The organism is Lysinibacillus sp. NPDC047702 (assembly GCF_050272555.1).
Classification (GTDB): Bacteria; Bacillota; Bacilli; order Bacillales_A; family Planococcaceae; genus Lysinibacillus.
Genome location: NZ_JBNNMG010000023.1, coordinates 1 through 16,556, shown reverse-complemented (window position 1 = coordinate 16,556; position 16,556 = coordinate 1). Strand labels below are relative to the sequence as shown.

The window sequence follows — 16,556 nt, the reverse complement described above, 5'->3', positions numbered from 1 at the left end:
ACAGTTAAAAAAGGCATCTTAGTAAAGACGTAAGACAAAGGAGTGTTAAACATGCAAATTACACGTGCAAATATCTGGTATCTCCTTACACATAAATCATTTTTAGTTGTATTACTTATTATTAATCTACTTGGAACTATTTACGGCTATTATTGGTATGGTTGGCAGCTAGCAATAACAAAGCCCATTTTTTATATTTTTGTGCCAGATAGCCCAACTGCCAGTTTATTCTTTTGTTTTGTTTTGTTAGTCTGGATTTTGGGAAAGAGTTGGCCATTGATGGAAGTCCTTGCCCTTGTCACGTTGGTGAAATATGGGATTTGGGCAGATGTTATGAATATCTGGACACTGATTGAAACAGGCTCGATTGGCTGGCAAGGATGGATGCTCGTAGGCTCCCATTTTGCAATGGCTGTTCAAGCGATCCTTTATATTGGGAAATATGTTTTTACATATTGGCATATCGCTGTGGCAGCAGTATGGACATTACATAATGATGTTATTGATTATGTTTTTGGACAAATGCCCATGTACCGTGATTTAGCTGATTATACTAACTATATTGGCTATTTTACGTTTTGGTTATCAATTGCATGTATATTTTTAGCTATTTTCTCAATTAGGTGGCGCAAATATTTGCCGAATTAGGGTATTGATTATAGAATTATAGTATCGAGGTAGAAAGGGGTTAGAAAATTGTCAATAGCCATGTATATTGTTTATTTTGCGATTATATTGCTACTGCCGCTATATGCTCAAATGAAGGTCAAAGGCACGTACAATAAGTTTGCGAAAGAACGTACAATGAAGGGACAAACAGGTGCAGAGGTAGCGCGTGCGATTTTAGATGCGAACGGTTTATATGATGTACGAGTTGTTCCAACGCAAGGAGTTTTGTCGGACCATTATAATCCGGCAACAAAAACGGTAGCTTTATCAGAAAGTAACTTTTATGAAGCGAGTGTTGCAGGTGCTGCTGTTGCTGCCCATGAGGTGGGCCACGCCATCCAACATAAAGAAGCTTATTCCATGCTAACATTACGTAGTAAGCTAGTTCCAGTAGCAAATATTTCATCCAATGCATCTTGGATATTTGTAATGATTGGTATTTTTGCTAGTAGTTCGAATTTCTTGTTGTTAGGTATCATATTATTAGCGGCAGGAGTAGTTTTCCAATTAGTAACATTACCAGTTGAATTTGATGCATCCAAGCGTGCATTAGTGCAGATGAATTCACTAGGTATTATTACAAATGAGGAAGAGCGACCAGCACGAAAAGTGTTAAGTGCAGCGGCATTAACATATGTTGCAGCCGCAGCGGTAGCTGTCTTAGAATTATTACGTTTAGTGTTAATCTTTACAAATATGCGTAGTGATGATTAATGTAAAAGCTTGTTGTAGTGGTGAATTCGCCACTATGGCAAGTTTTTTATCTTCATTCAGCAGAAGACTCCCACCTCTACAGGGTAAGATTAATGCGGTTTTGGTTCCTTTTCAGTGGGTGTCCAAACACCTACTGAATGAAGATAAAGCCCCTGGCGGATGTCACGGATTTTCAAAGGAATGAATTGTGCGGGCTCAATTCAAAATCCGGACGCAATTACGCCAGGGCGAAATTGATCTATAAACAATAATCAGTCAGAGAAAAAAACTGCTCGCCTGAAATGATAGCTAGCAGTTTGAATTCTTTTGGAATTAAAATGTAGATGCAGTGGGAACTTGCATTGCCTTTTAATGAAATGCTCTTGCCTAATGTATTGGCTGCTTTTGATCGTCAAGGGTAAAGCCCTCCCCTGCAACATCACGAACTTCTATAATTGATACAAAGGCGTGGGGATCTACATCATGAATGATCGATTTCAATCGAACAACCTCATTTCGACCAATAACACAATATATTACTTCCTTTTGTTGCTTTGTAAAATGACCATGTCCCTCTAAAATTGTGATACCACGTTCCATTCGCAGTGCAATCATTTCGGCAATCGTACTTGATTTTTCAGAGATAATAAGTGCTCCACGTGCAGCATAAGCCCCTTCTTGAACAAAATCAATGACACGCGCTCCAACAAATACCGCAACAAGCGTATACATCATAGAACGTGCATCTAAAAATGTTAGCCATGATAGAATAATAACGATGGCATCAAAGATGAACATTGTTTTACCCATGCTCCAGCCAAAGTATTTATGTCCAAGTCGTGCCAAAATATCCACACCACCAGTCGTACCACCAAAGCGAAAGACGATGCCAAGCCCTAGTCCAACAAATACACCTGCAAAAAGAGCAACGAGTAACATATCGTCCTCTAAATGAATCGTAAATTGATATTTTTGGAAAACTTTAAGAAATACAGATACCGATAAAGTTCCCACAAGTGTATAAACAAATGACTTTTTTCCAAGTAAACGATAGCCTATGATAAACATAGGAATATTTAATAGTAAATTCATTAAGGCAGGGTCCCAACCTAGTGTAAAATAAAGTATAAGCGTAATTCCACTTAAGCCACCTTCACCAAGCTGATTTTGCATGTTAAAGTGGACGAAGCCAAAGCTAAAAATGGCAGCTCCGAGCATAATTGCTATGATATTGCGAATTTTAATCTGTTTTAGCATGTATCCTCCTGTAGTTCCAACAAATGAAGTAGTGCTATCTATTATCTGATATTTTATTGTTTTTGACAACAATGGTGTAAATTTTATACGATGGTATGTAGGAGTGTGATTTTAATGACTGAACAAGTGACAATGCAAGCTTTACAGCAGCGTGTTGATGATTATATAGGACAATTTAAGGAAGGTTACTTCCCACCCTTTGAATTATTGGCACGGTTAACAGAGGAACTTGGTGAATTATCACGAGAGGTACAGGATGTTTATGGACAAAAAAAGAAAAAGAGTACAGAGGGAACAAATAGCATCGAAGAAGAATTAGGCGACTTTTTCTTTGTGTTAGTTTGCTTTGCCAATGCACAAGGTATTAAATTAGACGAAGCACTTTTACGCGTCATACATAAATTTGAAACGAGAGATAAAGATCGCTGGACTAGAAAGGATGAGGAATAATGTCGATTCGTGTAGCAATTGCAGGACCTAGGGGAAAAATGGGAGCTGAGGCTGTACATACAGTTATGAAACATGACAAAATGGAATTAGTAGCTGTACTAGATTATAAGGAAGTAGGAAAAACGTTAGCTGATTTAGACATGTTTCCAGCGAGCTATACAGTACCTATATTTACAGAAATGCATGATCTTGTAGAGGCAGCCGCACCAGACGTACTAGTGGATTTAACGAACCCACATGCAGTATATAAGCATACAAAAGAAGCATTACATTTAAATGTACGACCTGTCATAGGTACAACAGGTTTTACAGATAGACAACTAGAGGAATTATCAGCAATTGCAAAAGAAAAAGAACTAGGCTGCATTATTGCCCCAAACTTTGCGATCGGTGCAATATTGATGATGAAATTCGCGAAAGAGGCGGCAAAATACTTACCAGATGTAGAAATTATTGAAATGCACCACGATCAAAAGCTAGATGCACCATCTGGAACGGCTGTGAAAACGGCACAATTGATTCAAGAAGTTCGAGCACCAAAAGTGCAAGGACATCCTGAAGAAAAAGAAACGATTGCTGGCGCTAGAGGGGGAGAGTTTGATGGCATGCGCATACATTCTGTCCGATTGCCAGGTTTAGTGGCACACCAACAAGTTTTATTTGGTGGGGATGGACAGTTATTAACGATACGCCATGATTCTTTAAATCGTAATTCTTTTATGTCAGGGATAGCCTTTTGCGTAGAAGAGGTTATGAAAATGGATCAGCTTGTATATGGTTTAGAAAACATCATCTAAAGATGGGGATGGACGCTTTATGAAAATCGCACTAATTGCACATGATCGTAAAAAAGATAATTTAGTACAGTTTGCTATTGCTTACAAAGATATTTTAAATGAACATCATTTGTACGCTACAGGAACAACAGGACTGCGTGTAATTGAAGCTACAGGTTTAGAGGTTACACGTTTTCGTTCAGGTCCACTTGGCGGAGATCAACAGATTGGCGCAATGATTGCCAATAATGATATGGATATGGTTATTTTTTTCCGTGATCCTTTAACAGCACAGCCACATGAGCCGGATGTTTCTGCACTTATCCGTCTTTGTGATGTTTACCAAGTGCCACTGGCGACAAATATGGGAACTGCAGAAATATTACTTAAAGGCCTGCAAGAGGGCTTTGTGGATTGGAGACTGATTCAAGAAAGACGAAATTAACAAAAAGACGCGATTTAGAAAGGATGATCATCGAATGAGAAAGCTAAAAATCGGCATTACCTGTTATCCAACTGTTGGAGGCTCTGGTGTTATTGCGACAGAATTAGGAAAAATGCTTGCAGAGAGAGGACACGAAATTCATTTCATCACCTCAAGCGTACCATTTCGATTGAATAAAATATATCCAACCGTCTTTTTCCATGAAGTTGAAGTGAACAACTATTCGGTATTTCAATATCCGCCATATGATATAGCTTTAGCAAGTAAGATGGCTGATGTCATTAAGGATGAAGAACTGGATGTATTGCATGTACATTATGCTATTCCACATGCAGTATGTGCGGTATTAGCACGTGAGATGAGTGGGCGAGATATTGGCATTGTCACAACCTTACATGGCACAGATATATCAGTGCTAGGGCAGGATTCTACTCTGTCACAAGCTATAAAGTATGGAATTGATAAATCTGATATTGTTACTACAGTATCCAAAGCATTAAAGGAACAAACTTATGAACTGATAGATACGGTAAAACCTATTGAAACGATTTACAACTTTGTAGATGAACGTGAATACTTCCCTCGTAATTCTAGTAATTTAAAGGAACAATTTGGTATTCAAGATGATGAAAAAGTCATTATCCATGTCTCTAACTTCCGTAAAATTAAGAATCTTCCGCATATTGTGGATTCATTTATGAAAATTCGTGCGAATATGAAGGCAAAATTATTATTAGTAGGAGATGGACCAGAAAAGCATCGTGTAATGGACCAAGTAAAGGAAAGTCCTTATGTAAAAGATGTTTTATTTTTAGGCAAGCAAGAAAACTTGGCTGAATTGTATGCCATCAGTGATCTAAAATTATTACTTTCACAGCAGGAATCATTCGGGCTGGTATTATTGGAAGCAATGGCGTGTGGTGTGCCTTGTATTGGTTCAAATGTTGGCGGAATTCCTGAGGTTATCGACCATGGTGTGGATGGCTATATCGTGGAATTAGGGGATACAGATGCCGTTGCAGAGTACGCTGTGAATTTATTGCAGGATGAAGAAAAATTACAACGTTTCCGTAAAGCTGCTATCCGTGCTGTCGATGAAAAATTCCACTCAACTAAAATCGTTGAGCAATATGAAAAATTGTATGAGAAGGTTGCGGAAAGAAATCATGCAAAACAATAAAGAATGGCAAATAGCCTATTCAGTTTTAGAACAATTAGAAAACGCAGGCTTTGAAGCAGTAATAGTAGGTGGTGCGGTGCGAGATACAATACTCGACCGCCCTGCCCACGACGTAGATGTGGCGACAAATGCCATGCCAGAAGAAGTAAAGACCGTTTTTAATCATACAGCTGATATAGGTATTCAGCATGGGACGGTACTTGTTATCGTGCCTGCCGGTTCTGTAGAGGTAACGACATTTCGCACCGATGGACAATATACGGATCACCGTAGACCTGAGGAAGTGCAGTTTGTGCGTTCGCTCAAGGAAGATTTACAGCGCCGAGATTTTACGATGAATGCCATTGCGATGTGCCGCGATGGTTCATTCGTTGATTTTTACGGAGGACATCAGGATATTGAAGCTGGTGTTATTCGAGCTGTAGGTAATCCTCAGATTCGATTTACTGAGGATGCGTTACGAATGCTTCGAGCAGTACGGTTTACAGCCCAGCTTGGTTTTGAAATTGAATCTGCAACATTGCAGGCGATACAGAACAAAGCCGCTGATATTTCCTGGATTGCGAATGAACGCATAAAGGCGGAGCTTGATAAGATGTGGATAGGGAAAGATGTTTTTAAGGGTATTAAAATTCTTGAAGAAAGTGGTTTAGCCAATTATTTGCATGGCTCTTTTGAGGCTAATCAGTGGAGTGATTTTAAGGCTCACAATAAGCTAGTAGGCTGGGCATATTTTGCAGTGTTACAGGGTGAATGTTGGCAAGACATATTGCGCTACTATCGATTATCGAATAAGGAAACCGGATTTGTTAAGTCCGTGCTAGCCGCTTTAGAGGCCTTAAAAAGAGGTTGGTCGAATATGGATTACTTGATGTTTACGCAGCAAGAACTTGAAACAGCTCGCTATTTTGCAGAGCTGAGGCAACTTAGCGTTCACATACCACAGCAAAGTATAGCTGAATTACAGGCTCAGCTTCCTATAAAACATCAGCAGGAATTAGTAGTAAACGGTTCGGACTTATTAACATGGTCTGGAAAAAAGGGTGGACCATGGATAAAAGAAGCATTACAGAAGATGCTAGAAGCAGTCGTGAATGGCGAACTACAAAATGACCGACAACAGATAAGGGAATGGATAGAGCATGAGTATTTCCATGAAGGATGAAATTTTAAAAAGAATATTAGCAGCGAATGGTGAAGCGGTTTCAGGTCAGGAGCTGGCAGATTCTCTTGGTGTGTCGCGTACAGCAGTTTGGAAGCATATGCAGACATTACAGGAGGAAGGCTACACATTTGAAACGATTAAGAAAAAAGGTTATGTGCTGACAGGAGTACCTAATAGTTTAAGTCCAACACAAATTGAGCTTTTTCTAAATACAAAACAGTTTGGCCGTGAAATCCACTATTTTGATGTAGTAGATTCAACACAAACTATTGCTCATAAGCTTGCACAGGAGGGCGCACCACAAGGTACGGTTATAATTGGAGAAGAGCAAACAGCTGGCCGTGGCCGTCTGGCTCGTATGTGGGAATCTGCTAATGGCACTGGCATTTGGATGACTATTATTGTGAGACCAGATGTTACACCCCAGCAGGCTTCATCTTATACGCTTGTCGTGGCAGTTGCAGTGACAATGGCAATTAAGACATTATATAAACAAGTTGAACCGGCTATTAAATGGCCAAATGATCTACTCATTAACGGAAAAAAATGTACAGGCATTTTAACGGAGATGCAGGCGGAGGCAGATCTTGTACAAGCACTTCTTGTCGGTATAGGCATAAATGCAAATCAGGTGGCATCCGATTTTTCACCAGATATATCTGAAATTGCAACATCTCTACGCTTAGAAGCGGGTGAGGAGATTAACCGTGCTGCACTTGTTGCAACAATCTTACAGTACTTAGAGCAATTTACAGAGTTATATGTCAAAGAGGGCTTTACGAGTATAAAAGCGCTATGGGAGCAAATGTCCTGTACAATTGGTCAACGTATTGAGGTTACGACAATACGTGAACGTTTTGAAGGTATTGCTAGTGGAATTACAGACGATGGAGTACTACAGCTTACCCAAGATGATGGTACAATCCGAACAATTTATGCAGGCGATATAAAAATAAAATAAAAATAAGCTGCAAGTTCATTCTTGCAGCTTATTTTAATGTCATTATTTTAAAGACACATCTAAATCACCATGTGACAAGGAAACATTCAATTGATGATCACCTTTGTTCAATTGAGTAACTGTGCCACTTTGTTCTTCGTCATTGATCGAAACATCACCAAAACTTGTTTTTAATTCATAACCTATTTCACTTTGTTTATTCAGTAAGTGAAGCGTTGCATCTCCAAAGCTAGAGGTAATAGTGGTTTGACCATTTAAAGTTCCATCCATATTTATATCACCATGCTTGCTGTTAATGCTGGTGCCGTTACTAAAATATTGTTGGAGCGTTAAATCACCAAAATCCTGGGTAATCTCGGTTTTCTCACCAGTGGTATTAGCAAATGTAATATCACCATAATCTTGAATAAGATTAAGCTGTTGATAATGTAAATCATGAAGGGAAGTATCTCCGAATTTACTGTCTATCACAATCAAATCTAGTTGTTTATCTGCTGGAACATAGAGTTTGATAGAAGGAGTAGAAAAGCTAGCAAAACCAAATTGCATGCGATTCTTTTTCTTCGCTTTTGCTTCAATCGTCAAGGTTCCATTTTCAATATGATACGTTATATCTTGTTGCTCAAGTACATTTGCTTCTAATTTATAGTCGCTATCACTCGCGATAATGTTAATATCGCCATAGTCATTCACTATATTTATACTCGTAAATGCATCCAAATCATATGATTGACTGACTAATGTATTATTGTCTGGTAAATGCAGACCATCCTCATCTTTGATAAAGAACCATCGACCACCTGAAAAATAGCCGACTACTGCTAATAATATACCTAACGCAATCATTGTCATCGCTAAAAGGGTATTTTTGGAAGTCATTTACAAACCTCCTTTTCGTTTTTTCGTTATTTTGTGGAATAATCTCCCCAATGTCTCAACCGAAATAAGGACGATTTTCTTGATAAAACGAGCGACGATTGGGAAGAGTAAAACACCCAAGCCTGTTATGATAAAGCCAACCCCCATAAAGAGCAAAGCAGTGGGCCAATCCTCTGTTAAAATGAAGAAGCCTGAAACAAGGGCCGCAATTCCACCGAAAAAAATACTGATGATGCCAGCTCCAATAGCAAAGATAAAACTGATAATGACCGCACCTAATGAAAAAATAAGTGCAATAGCCGTTGCAAGTAATGGCAGAGAAAGTGGTGCTGATAGTATAGCTAGAATAATAAGCCAAAGGGCTGTCATATTCTTTTTAGCTGACTTTTCTGAAGAAGTCTCTAAATCTTTCAGTGCAAAATCAGCTAATATTTGTGAGGAAACTTGTGAAGGGGAGCCGAGTTCTGTGATTACCCTTTGTTCATTCTCCTCTCCCGCCTCTTCAAAGTATTCTTCATAATAGGCAAGTGCAGCGTCTAATTCATGGGCAGGAAGCCGACGTAATTTTCCTCGAAGCTTTTTTAAATAGCTTACTCTATCCATTTACATTACCTCCTAAAAGTACACAATCAACCTTTTCCTTATAGAGTTTCCATTCTTTTAAAAGCTCTAGTAATCGTATTCGACCTTGTTCAGTAATTTGGTAATACCGTCTATTTCTACCTTGATACGGCTGATCGTAGGTTGTTAGGTAGTTTGCTTTTTGTAATCGACGTAACACTGGATATAACGTTGATTCTGAAATATCCATCACAGACTGAACTTGCTGTGTTAATAAATAGCCATATGCATCCTCTTTATCGACAATAGCAAGCACACAAGCATCAAGCAAAGCTGAGCCAAGCTGAAATGTCATCTTTTCCCACCTCTCGATGTTTACTTATACAAGGTTCTATATTATATATCATATAGTATGTGGATATTATATGATGTATAGTATTGATTTGTCAAATTTTATAAAAAATAAATGACAATACTGTCATTTTACTTGAAATAAAAAATTGGTTAAAGTAATCTAAAAATGATACTAGTGTCATTTTTGTGAAAAGGAGGATAATAGGGTGCCAAAGGTAAGCAAAGAATATGTAAAGGAAAAGAAAATGGGGATTTTAGAATCTGCCTTAACTGTTTGTAAAACGAAGCCACTCTACGATATTACGATGAGAGATATTATTAAAGCCTCAGGTATGAGTCAAGGGGGAATCTACCGTTATTATTCAGACTTAGATGAAATACTTGTTGAGGTCATAAACCAATCTAATGCTAACGCAGATTATAAACATGTTGTTGATGAAATAATGGAAACTAACGATTCACCCAAAACATCAATGATTCAATTATTTAATTTTCTTGGAGAGTATATAAAGGAAAACTTATCAACAGTGGGAAAATTCCAATTTGAGCTCACCATTTTATTTGCAAACAATCCAGCAAGGCAGGAGAAAATTTTGTCAAACATCACTGAGAATGAAAGTGGCCAATATTTAATGCACAATATTTCTAATGTCATTCATAAGGGAATAACTACAGGCTACTTTCAGCCAACGATTTCGATTGAGGACCTATCTACCTTTATGGTCACCTCAATTGATGGCATTGTTAGGGATGTTTTATTGCAAAAATGTTATGGCGTTTTACCGATTGATCAAATGCAGTTTGATGAAATTAAATTGATGAATACACTATGTAAATCTGTGTTATTACTACTAGGTGCAAAAGAAGGGAGGACAGAGCATTGAGAGTAGAGATAAGAAGATTTTTAGTACTTACCTTTGCTACATCATGGTTCTTATGGGGAGGCTTAGCCATCTTAACACAGCTAAATCTTTTAAAATTTGGTAATGCGATTTCGATGATATTATTTATTCTAGGAGGTGTCACGCCAGCATTTTGTGAGATTTGGTTGAAAAAGAAATATTCAACGAAAGAAGAGTTTCAATCTTTTGTCCATAATATAAAAAATGCTAAACACCCTTTATCGTGGTACATATTTGTTATTAGCTTGGCATTTATCGCTTGCTTTTTACCAACTCTCTGGGGTGGAGCTGTAATGGAAAAACCACTATATCTAGCATTAATAGAACTTCCAATTATGATCATTGGAGGAGGTTTAGAGGAAATAGGCTGGCGTGGATTTTTACAGCCAACTTTGCAAAAAAGATGGTCTCCATTACTCAGTACATTTATGGTAGGCGCCATTTGGACAATTTGGCATTTACCATTATGGTTTGTCGTGGGCTCTAATCAAATAAATATGAATTTCCTTTGGTTCACTTTAACTGCTTTGGCGTTATCCTTTTTATTAACCATTATTTATCTTTCCACTAAAAGTATTTTTCTCTGTATTATTTTCCATGCTTTCATTAATTCCCTTTGGGATGTTTTTATTCCAGTTACAAATATGACATCTGGCTTATGGACTTTTTTATTGGCCTTCCTTCTTTTCACAATTTTTGAAGCCTATCGAAAAAAGAGTTTTCTCATAGTAAGAACATAAAGATTCTTACACTGAAATCATAAAGTAGATGTAATTATAAGAAAATAATAATTGAAGATTAGTAGGGAAATCTGTTATAGTATGTGCTGAAGGGCAGTATCCTTTGTGAACGGCACCTTCAAAAGCGTAAGACTTATTTCTAATAAATATCTGCCTTGATCTTTTAGAGACAGGGACGGAAGAAAACGAACGTTCTAAAATGGAACCTGATTCAGATATAGGCTATTAAGTATGCCTATAAAATAATCAAGTTACTGCCTCTTATGGAAATTGCAATGTAGGAGGTAATTTTGACCATGAACGAAACACTATCCTTCTGTCCAATTTAGGACCAGAAGGGTTTTTTCTGTTTTCTTTCCTTAAAAAAAGGAGGACTACATGATGAAAACTACTTCAGATTTTTTAAAGATGAAGGGAGCAGGTGAGAAAATTGTCATGCTGACTGCATATGATTATCCTGCTGCAAGATTCGCGGAGGAAGCGGATGTTGATATGATTCTAGTGGGCGATTCACTAGGAATGGTGGTGCTGGGCTATAACTCTACAATGCCAGTAACTGTAGCAGATATGGTTCATCACGCAAAAGCAGTGCGCCGTGGTGCAAAGGATACATTTGTCGTTGTGGATATGCCGTTTGGTTCCTATCACGGTGATGTAAACGAGACGTTGAAAACAGCTGTATTCATGATGCAGGAAACGGGTGCGGATGCACTAAAGTTAGAAGGGGCTGATGAAGTTATACCAGCGATACGTAAATTAACGTCAGCTGGTATTCCAGTGGTAGCTCATTTAGGGTTACTTCCACAATCGGCAGGAGTACTAGGCGGCTATAAGGTGCAGGGTAAAACCGCAGAGCAGGCAACGAAGCTACTAGAAGATGCAAAAAAATGCCAAGAGGCTGGAGCTTGTGCTGTTGTTGTCGAATGTATTCCACATCAGCTTACAGAGTTGCTATCTGCTAATCTAATCATTCCAACGATTGGCATTGGTGCAGGAGTAGAGGCTGATGGGCAAGTATTGGTTTATCATGACATGCTTGGCTACGGCTCCCATCATGTACCAAAATTTGTAGAGCGTTTTGGTGATATGGGGAACGAGGCAAGTCGTGGAATTGCAGATTATGTAACTGCAGTGAAAGCTGGAACATTCCCAGCGCCGAAGCATTTCTTCACGATGAAAGAGGAAGCATTGGATCAGCTATATGGGGGCGTAAAGTAATGAAAGTAGTCACAACAATTCAAGCACTAAGGGCTGAAATCCAAGCAATAAAACGAGATCAACAATCAATTGGCCTAGTTCCAACGATGGGTTACTTACATGAGGGACATTTAACTCTTGCAAAGACAGCTCGTGCTGAAAATGATGTAGTTGTAATGAGTATTTTTGTTAATCCAACGCAATTTGGACCAAACGAAGACTTTGAAAGCTATCCACGAGACCTGCCGCGAGATACGGAATTGGCAGCTTCAGCAGGGGTAGATATCGTTTTCGCACCAAGTGTTGAGGAAATGTATCCTTATGATGGCGGCATTCGTATTCATGCGGGTAAACAAGCAACCATTCTTTGTGGCGCGAGTCGCCCTGGGCATTTTGATGGCGTTTTACAGGTTGTATCAAAATTATTTCACCTAGTACAACCAACAAAAGCATATTTCGGCCAGAAGGATGCACAGCAAGTTGCTCTAATTGCTACAATGGTTCGTGATTTTAACTATCCGTTAGAAATGCAAGTCGTTCCAATTGTACGTGAGGAGGATGGTTTAGCAAAATCCTCGCGTAATGTCTATTTAAATGGGGCAGAACGTTTGGAGGCACCTGCCATTTATGAAGCACTACAGCTGGCCCGCGATAGCTTCTTAACGAATGGAGATGCAGAGACCGCTCTTACGAAGGCAAAAGCACATATTGCTGCAAAGACAAGTGGCAAAATAGATTATCTGGAGCTATTAGCGTATCCAGATTTAACACCAGTCACTGCTAACACTGGGCAAGTATTATTGGCTGCGGCTGTCTATATTGGTAGCACTCGTTTAATTGATAATTGTATCTTTAATGTGAAAGAGGGATTATAAAATGTTGAGAATGATGATGAACAGTAAAATCCACCGTGCAACAGTGACACAAGCAGATTTAAATTATGTTGGTTCTATTACAATTGATGAGGATATTTTAGATGCAGTAGGTATGCTTCCAAATGAAAAAGTGCATGTTGTCAATAATAACAATGGAGCACGCTTTGAAACTTATATTATTGCAGGAGAGCGTGGATCAGGCGTTATTTGTGTCAATGGGGCAGCAGCACGTCTAGTACAGCGTGGAGATATTGTCATTATTATTTCTTATGTGTATGTAGATCATAAAGAGGCCAAAGAGCATAAGCCAACTGTGGCAATTATGGGTGAGGGCAATTCGATAAAAGAAATGATTACCCATGAGCCAGAGGCAACAATACTGTAGTATAAAAGGGAGCGTGTACAAATTGTGCATGCTTCTTTTTTATGTTTACTTGTAAAAGGCAAAGGGATGCTGCTAAACCAAAAATATGATAAAATTCATCTATCTAATGTGAACTGTGAGTTGAGATGTATGATGGAAAGTCAAAAATATGCAATTGTTGATTTGGAGACAACAGGTCATTCTCCAGCAAATGGGGACCGAATGATTCAAATCGCCATTGTAATTATGAAAGATTGGCAAATTGAGCGTACCTTTACAAAGTTTATTAATCCTGGTAAAGCTATTCCGCCTTTTATTCAGGATTTAACGCATATTACGGATAAGGATGTAAAGGATGCATTGCCGTTTGAGGCACATGCCGACTACATATATGAACTGCTTGCTGAATGTGTGTTTGTCGCGCATAATGCAGATTTTGACTTATCCTTTTTACAAGCAGAATTTAAGCGTGCTGGCTTATCGAAATGGCAGGGCAAAAAGATGGATACGGTTGAGCTTGCCAAAATCTTGTTTCCAACGTCACTAAGCTTTAAGCTAGGTGATTTAGCAGCAGATTTAAATATACCATTAGCGAATGCACATCGGGCGGATGATGATGCTCTGGCAACAGCCGAACTTTTTAAATGTTGCTGGAAGGAGCTACTCGCACTTCCACAGCTAACCCTAGAGCAAATGCATAAACGATCATTTAGATTAAAATCAAATATATCCCAACTGTTTTTTGAGGCTCTTCAAATTAAACGGCAGCATGTAACGAGTAATGAAAATGTTTCCTACTACCGAAATTTAGCGATATGCGCTGGACGAAAACAGCAAACTAGCAATGCGAAAATTGTATCTTTTCCACAAACAGCAGCTGAAAAAACATTGTTAATGGCAAAGACTATGCCAAACTTTGAGGAAAGGCCTGCACAATTTGGCATGATGGATACAATTTGGCAGGCTTTGAATGCAAAAAAAGAATGTGTCATTGAAGCCTCCACAGGTATTGGTAAAACAGTGGGCTATTTATTACCTGCGATTTTATATGCGCAAGCAGTGAATAAAAAAATCGCTATAAGCACATATACATCACACTTACAGGAGCAGCTTGTAGAGGAGGAGCTACCAAAGATTGAAAAAATTCTTGGTACAAAAGTCAATATTGCTGTTTTAAAGGGGATGCAGCATTATATTGATGTTGCACGCTTTGAGCAATGTATGGCCTACGCAGATGAATCCTATGATGATACTTTTACGATTTTACAGATTTTAGTTTGGCTTACTAAAACCGAAACTGGCGTCCTGAGTGAGCTCAATGTTTCAGGTGGAGGGCAATTATTTATCGAGAAAATCCGTAAAATGCCTGATGAGAAAATAGCAAGGGGCTTTGATTTCTATGAGCAAGCATTAAAAAATAGTGAAACTGCTGATTGCATTGTGACCAATCATTCTATGGTGCTCAGTGATTTAGTACGGCAAACACCAATTTTTACTCAAATTGATGGGTGGATTATTGATGAAGCTCATCAATTTATACAAGCTACAATGCAGCAGGATGAAATTGTCTTCTCCTATACACAGTGGAAGTATATTTTTGGTCAAATTGGCACAATGGAGGAAACTGCATTATTTCAGCAATTTAGTCAAGCTGCTAAGAAAAGACAACGAGTACCAATGCAAAGCTTACAGCGATTAGATACGCAATTTATACGCCTGCAACGTACATTTGATGAAACAATCCAGCGAGCTGCTCTACAAATACAGCAGCAAATCAAAAGGAAACAGGCAAGTAGCAAATACACCTTATTTTTAGAGGATGTGCCACTAACCAAAGAACCACTGTTAAAGGTGATCAAGCTTACGCAGCAGTGGCTTGATTTAGCGACAGAAGTTGGTCAGATATTTGAGAATAATATTGAGCAATTGGACAATAATGAGCTTTATCTATTATCGGAGTGGCATTATTGGATTCGTGAGATGAAGGTGAAAATTGCTGAATGGGAAGAAATTTTCCTATCCTCTCAGACTGAAAATTCTGTATGGCTGGAATTTGATGTACGAAGTGTTCCAGGCAGTCTTCATGCCTTTAAGAAGCCAGTAAATGTTACGCCAATTATCCAAAAAGTGCTTGCACCGCTTCGTAAGCAAGCAAGTATAATTTGGACTTCAGGAACGTTAACGGTGCCAGGTAATGAGCGATTTGTGACAAGGCAGCTTGGTATTACTGATAGCGTTGAAGTCACAAAGCTACAAGCACCTCCAGCTTATTATGCTGGTGCCAAAGCCTATATTGTCACGGATATGCCTGATATTCAACATGTATCACAGGATGAATATATTGAAGCGGTTGCCCACGCGATTACTCGAACAGTACGTATGACAGAGGGGCGATGCTTTGTGCTCTTTACTGCACAAGATATGCTTCGTAAAACTGTAGAGTTGATTCAGGACAGTGAACTTCTTGATGATTATATGCTTTTTGCACAAGGCGTAACAGGAGGCAGTCGCATGCGAATCCTGAAATCATTCCAAAAGTTTAGTCATGCTGTGCTCTTTGGCACCAACAGCTTCTGGGAAGGCGTGGATGTACCTGGAGACGCGCTCGCATCAGTTATTGTGGTACGTTTGCCATTTTCCTCTCCAGAAGAGCCTATATTTAAGGCACGGGCAAAACATATTACCGCACAAGGTCGCAATTCCTTCAATGAGTTATCATTACCTGAAGCCATCATGCGCTTTAAACAGGGTTTTGGCCGTCTGATACGCTCGTCTCAAGATAAAGGAGCCTTTATCGTGCTGGATCGTCGCGTTACGACAAAATCGTATGGTAAGGAATTTATCAAAGCTTTACCACCGATTGATGTAAAGAAATTGCAGCTACCGGAGCTATTAAAAGAACTGAATCATTGGCAGAAATAAATGTTAAAATCCCTTTTAGTCCATTGCTAAAAGGGTTTTTTTTGTATCTTTTGAAAACCCCTTGCTATGCGAGGGGTTCTAAAGAGCTTCTAGCTATGGACAAGAAAAAACCCCCAGCCGTACAATGAAATCAGGTCTGGTCAACCGACTTCGTACGAAAGGGGAT

Annotated in this window: 18 protein-coding genes; 14 read left to right on the top strand and 4 right to left on the bottom strand. The window is 38.8% G+C overall.

The window, feature by feature from the left end:
* The first annotated feature begins 51 nt into the window (after nt 1-51).
* Nucleotides 52-648 carry a DUF1405 domain-containing protein gene (locus tag ACQKIM_RS12800; protein ID WP_427544384.1) on the top strand — a complete coding sequence of 199 codons (597 nt, stop codon included), beginning with the start codon at nt 52-54 and terminating at the stop codon, nt 646-648.
* Between the two features lie 60 nt (nt 649-708).
* Entirely contained in the window at nt 709-1,383 is a 675-nt protein-coding gene (locus ACQKIM_RS12795) for a zinc metallopeptidase (protein ID WP_427544507.1), read from the top strand.
* A 366-nt stretch (nt 1,384-1,749) separates the two neighbouring features.
* Here the strand turns inward: ACQKIM_RS12795 and ACQKIM_RS12790 are convergent, their stop codons facing one another.
* Nucleotides 1,750-2,619 (bottom strand): YitT family protein, encoded by an 870-nt coding sequence (locus ACQKIM_RS12790; protein ID WP_427544381.1) that lies wholly within the window; start codon nt 2,617-2,619, stop codon nt 1,750-1,752.
* Between the two features lie 114 nt (nt 2,620-2,733).
* On the opposite strand from ACQKIM_RS12790, the gene ACQKIM_RS12785 reads away from it, so the two are divergent.
* The 6 genes from ACQKIM_RS12785 to ACQKIM_RS12760 are packed head-to-tail and all read left to right on the top strand — an operon-like array spanning nt 2,734 to nt 7,596.
* Nucleotides 2,734-3,069, top strand: coding sequence for a nucleotide pyrophosphohydrolase (locus ACQKIM_RS12785; protein WP_283871546.1), 336 nt, complete (start codon nt 2,734-2,736; stop codon nt 3,067-3,069).
* On the top strand, nt 3,069-3,866 hold the full coding sequence (gene dapB, locus ACQKIM_RS12780; protein ID WP_427544376.1) for a 4-hydroxy-tetrahydrodipicolinate reductase: 798 nt from the start codon (nt 3,069-3,071) through the stop codon (nt 3,864-3,866). Before ACQKIM_RS12785 ends, dapB begins: the two co-directional genes overlap by 1 nt.
* A gap of 19 nt (nt 3,867-3,885) precedes the next feature.
* Nucleotides 3,886-4,290 carry a methylglyoxal synthase gene (mgsA, locus tag ACQKIM_RS12775; protein ID WP_369595134.1) on the top strand — a complete coding sequence of 135 codons (405 nt, stop codon included), beginning with the start codon at nt 3,886-3,888 and terminating at the stop codon, nt 4,288-4,290.
* 34 nt (nt 4,291-4,324) lie between these two features.
* Nucleotides 4,325-5,470: an N-acetyl-alpha-D-glucosaminyl L-malate synthase BshA gene (gene bshA / locus ACQKIM_RS12770; protein WP_427544372.1), complete on the top strand. Its 1,146-nt coding sequence runs from the start codon at nt 4,325-4,327 to the stop codon at nt 5,468-5,470.
* Entirely contained in the window at nt 5,457-6,635 is a 1,179-nt protein-coding gene (locus ACQKIM_RS12765) for a CCA tRNA nucleotidyltransferase (RefSeq protein WP_427544369.1), read from the top strand. The genes bshA and ACQKIM_RS12765 overlap by 14 nt, the downstream gene beginning before the upstream one ends.
* Entirely contained in the window at nt 6,613-7,596 is a 984-nt protein-coding gene (locus ACQKIM_RS12760) for a biotin--[acetyl-CoA-carboxylase] ligase (RefSeq protein ID WP_427544366.1), read from the top strand. The genes ACQKIM_RS12765 and ACQKIM_RS12760 overlap by 23 nt, the downstream gene beginning before the upstream one ends.
* Nucleotides 7,597-7,638: 42 nt before the next feature.
* On the opposite strand, the gene ACQKIM_RS12755 is transcribed toward ACQKIM_RS12760, so the two are convergent.
* From ACQKIM_RS12755 to ACQKIM_RS12745, 3 genes are read right to left on the bottom strand one after another with little or no spacing between them, the layout of a single operon-like run.
* Nucleotides 7,639-8,475, bottom strand: coding sequence for a DUF4097 family beta strand repeat-containing protein (locus tag ACQKIM_RS12755; RefSeq protein WP_427544363.1), 837 nt, complete (start codon nt 8,473-8,475; stop codon nt 7,639-7,641).
* Nucleotides 8,476-9,078: a DUF1700 domain-containing protein gene (locus tag ACQKIM_RS12750; protein ID WP_427544360.1), complete on the bottom strand. Its 603-nt coding sequence runs from the start codon at nt 9,076-9,078 to the stop codon at nt 8,476-8,478. It lies immediately after the preceding gene.
* On the bottom strand, nt 9,071-9,391 hold the full coding sequence (locus tag ACQKIM_RS12745; RefSeq protein WP_054770306.1) for a PadR family transcriptional regulator: 321 nt from the start codon (nt 9,389-9,391) through the stop codon (nt 9,071-9,073). Before ACQKIM_RS12745 ends, ACQKIM_RS12750 begins: the two co-directional genes overlap by 8 nt.
* Before the next feature lie 205 nt (nt 9,392-9,596).
* Between ACQKIM_RS12745 and ACQKIM_RS12740 the strand changes: the two genes are divergently transcribed.
* The 6 genes from ACQKIM_RS12740 (at nt 9,597) to dinG (ending at nt 16,390) form a co-directional block, all read left to right on the top strand.
* The gene (locus ACQKIM_RS12740; protein WP_427544357.1) at nt 9,597-10,274 is read left to right on the top strand and encodes a TetR/AcrR family transcriptional regulator; all 678 of its coding nucleotides are present in this window, start codon (nt 9,597-9,599) and stop codon (nt 10,272-10,274) included.
* Entirely contained in the window at nt 10,271-11,032 is a 762-nt protein-coding gene (locus ACQKIM_RS12735; RefSeq protein WP_427544354.1) for a CPBP family intramembrane glutamic endopeptidase, read from the top strand. The genes ACQKIM_RS12740 and ACQKIM_RS12735 overlap by 4 nt, the downstream gene beginning before the upstream one ends.
* Nucleotides 11,033-11,413: 381 nt before the next feature.
* Complete coding sequence (gene panB / locus ACQKIM_RS12730) at nt 11,414-12,250, top strand: 3-methyl-2-oxobutanoate hydroxymethyltransferase (RefSeq protein ID WP_427544351.1); 837 nt, start codon at nt 11,414-11,416, stop codon at nt 12,248-12,250.
* Nucleotides 12,250-13,104 (top strand): pantoate--beta-alanine ligase, encoded by an 855-nt coding sequence (gene panC, locus ACQKIM_RS12725; protein ID WP_427544348.1) that lies wholly within the window; start codon nt 12,250-12,252, stop codon nt 13,102-13,104. Before panB ends, panC begins: the two co-directional genes overlap by 1 nt.
* A gap of 1 nt (nt 13,105) precedes the next feature.
* Nucleotides 13,106-13,489: an aspartate 1-decarboxylase gene (gene panD / locus ACQKIM_RS12720; protein WP_427544345.1), complete on the top strand. Its 384-nt coding sequence runs from the start codon at nt 13,106-13,108 to the stop codon at nt 13,487-13,489.
* A gap of 129 nt (nt 13,490-13,618) precedes the next feature.
* On the top strand, nt 13,619-16,390 hold the full coding sequence (gene dinG, locus ACQKIM_RS12715) for an ATP-dependent DNA helicase DinG (protein ID WP_427544342.1): 2,772 nt from the start codon (nt 13,619-13,621) through the stop codon (nt 16,388-16,390).
* The last annotated feature ends 166 nt before the right edge of the window (nt 16,391-16,556 follow it).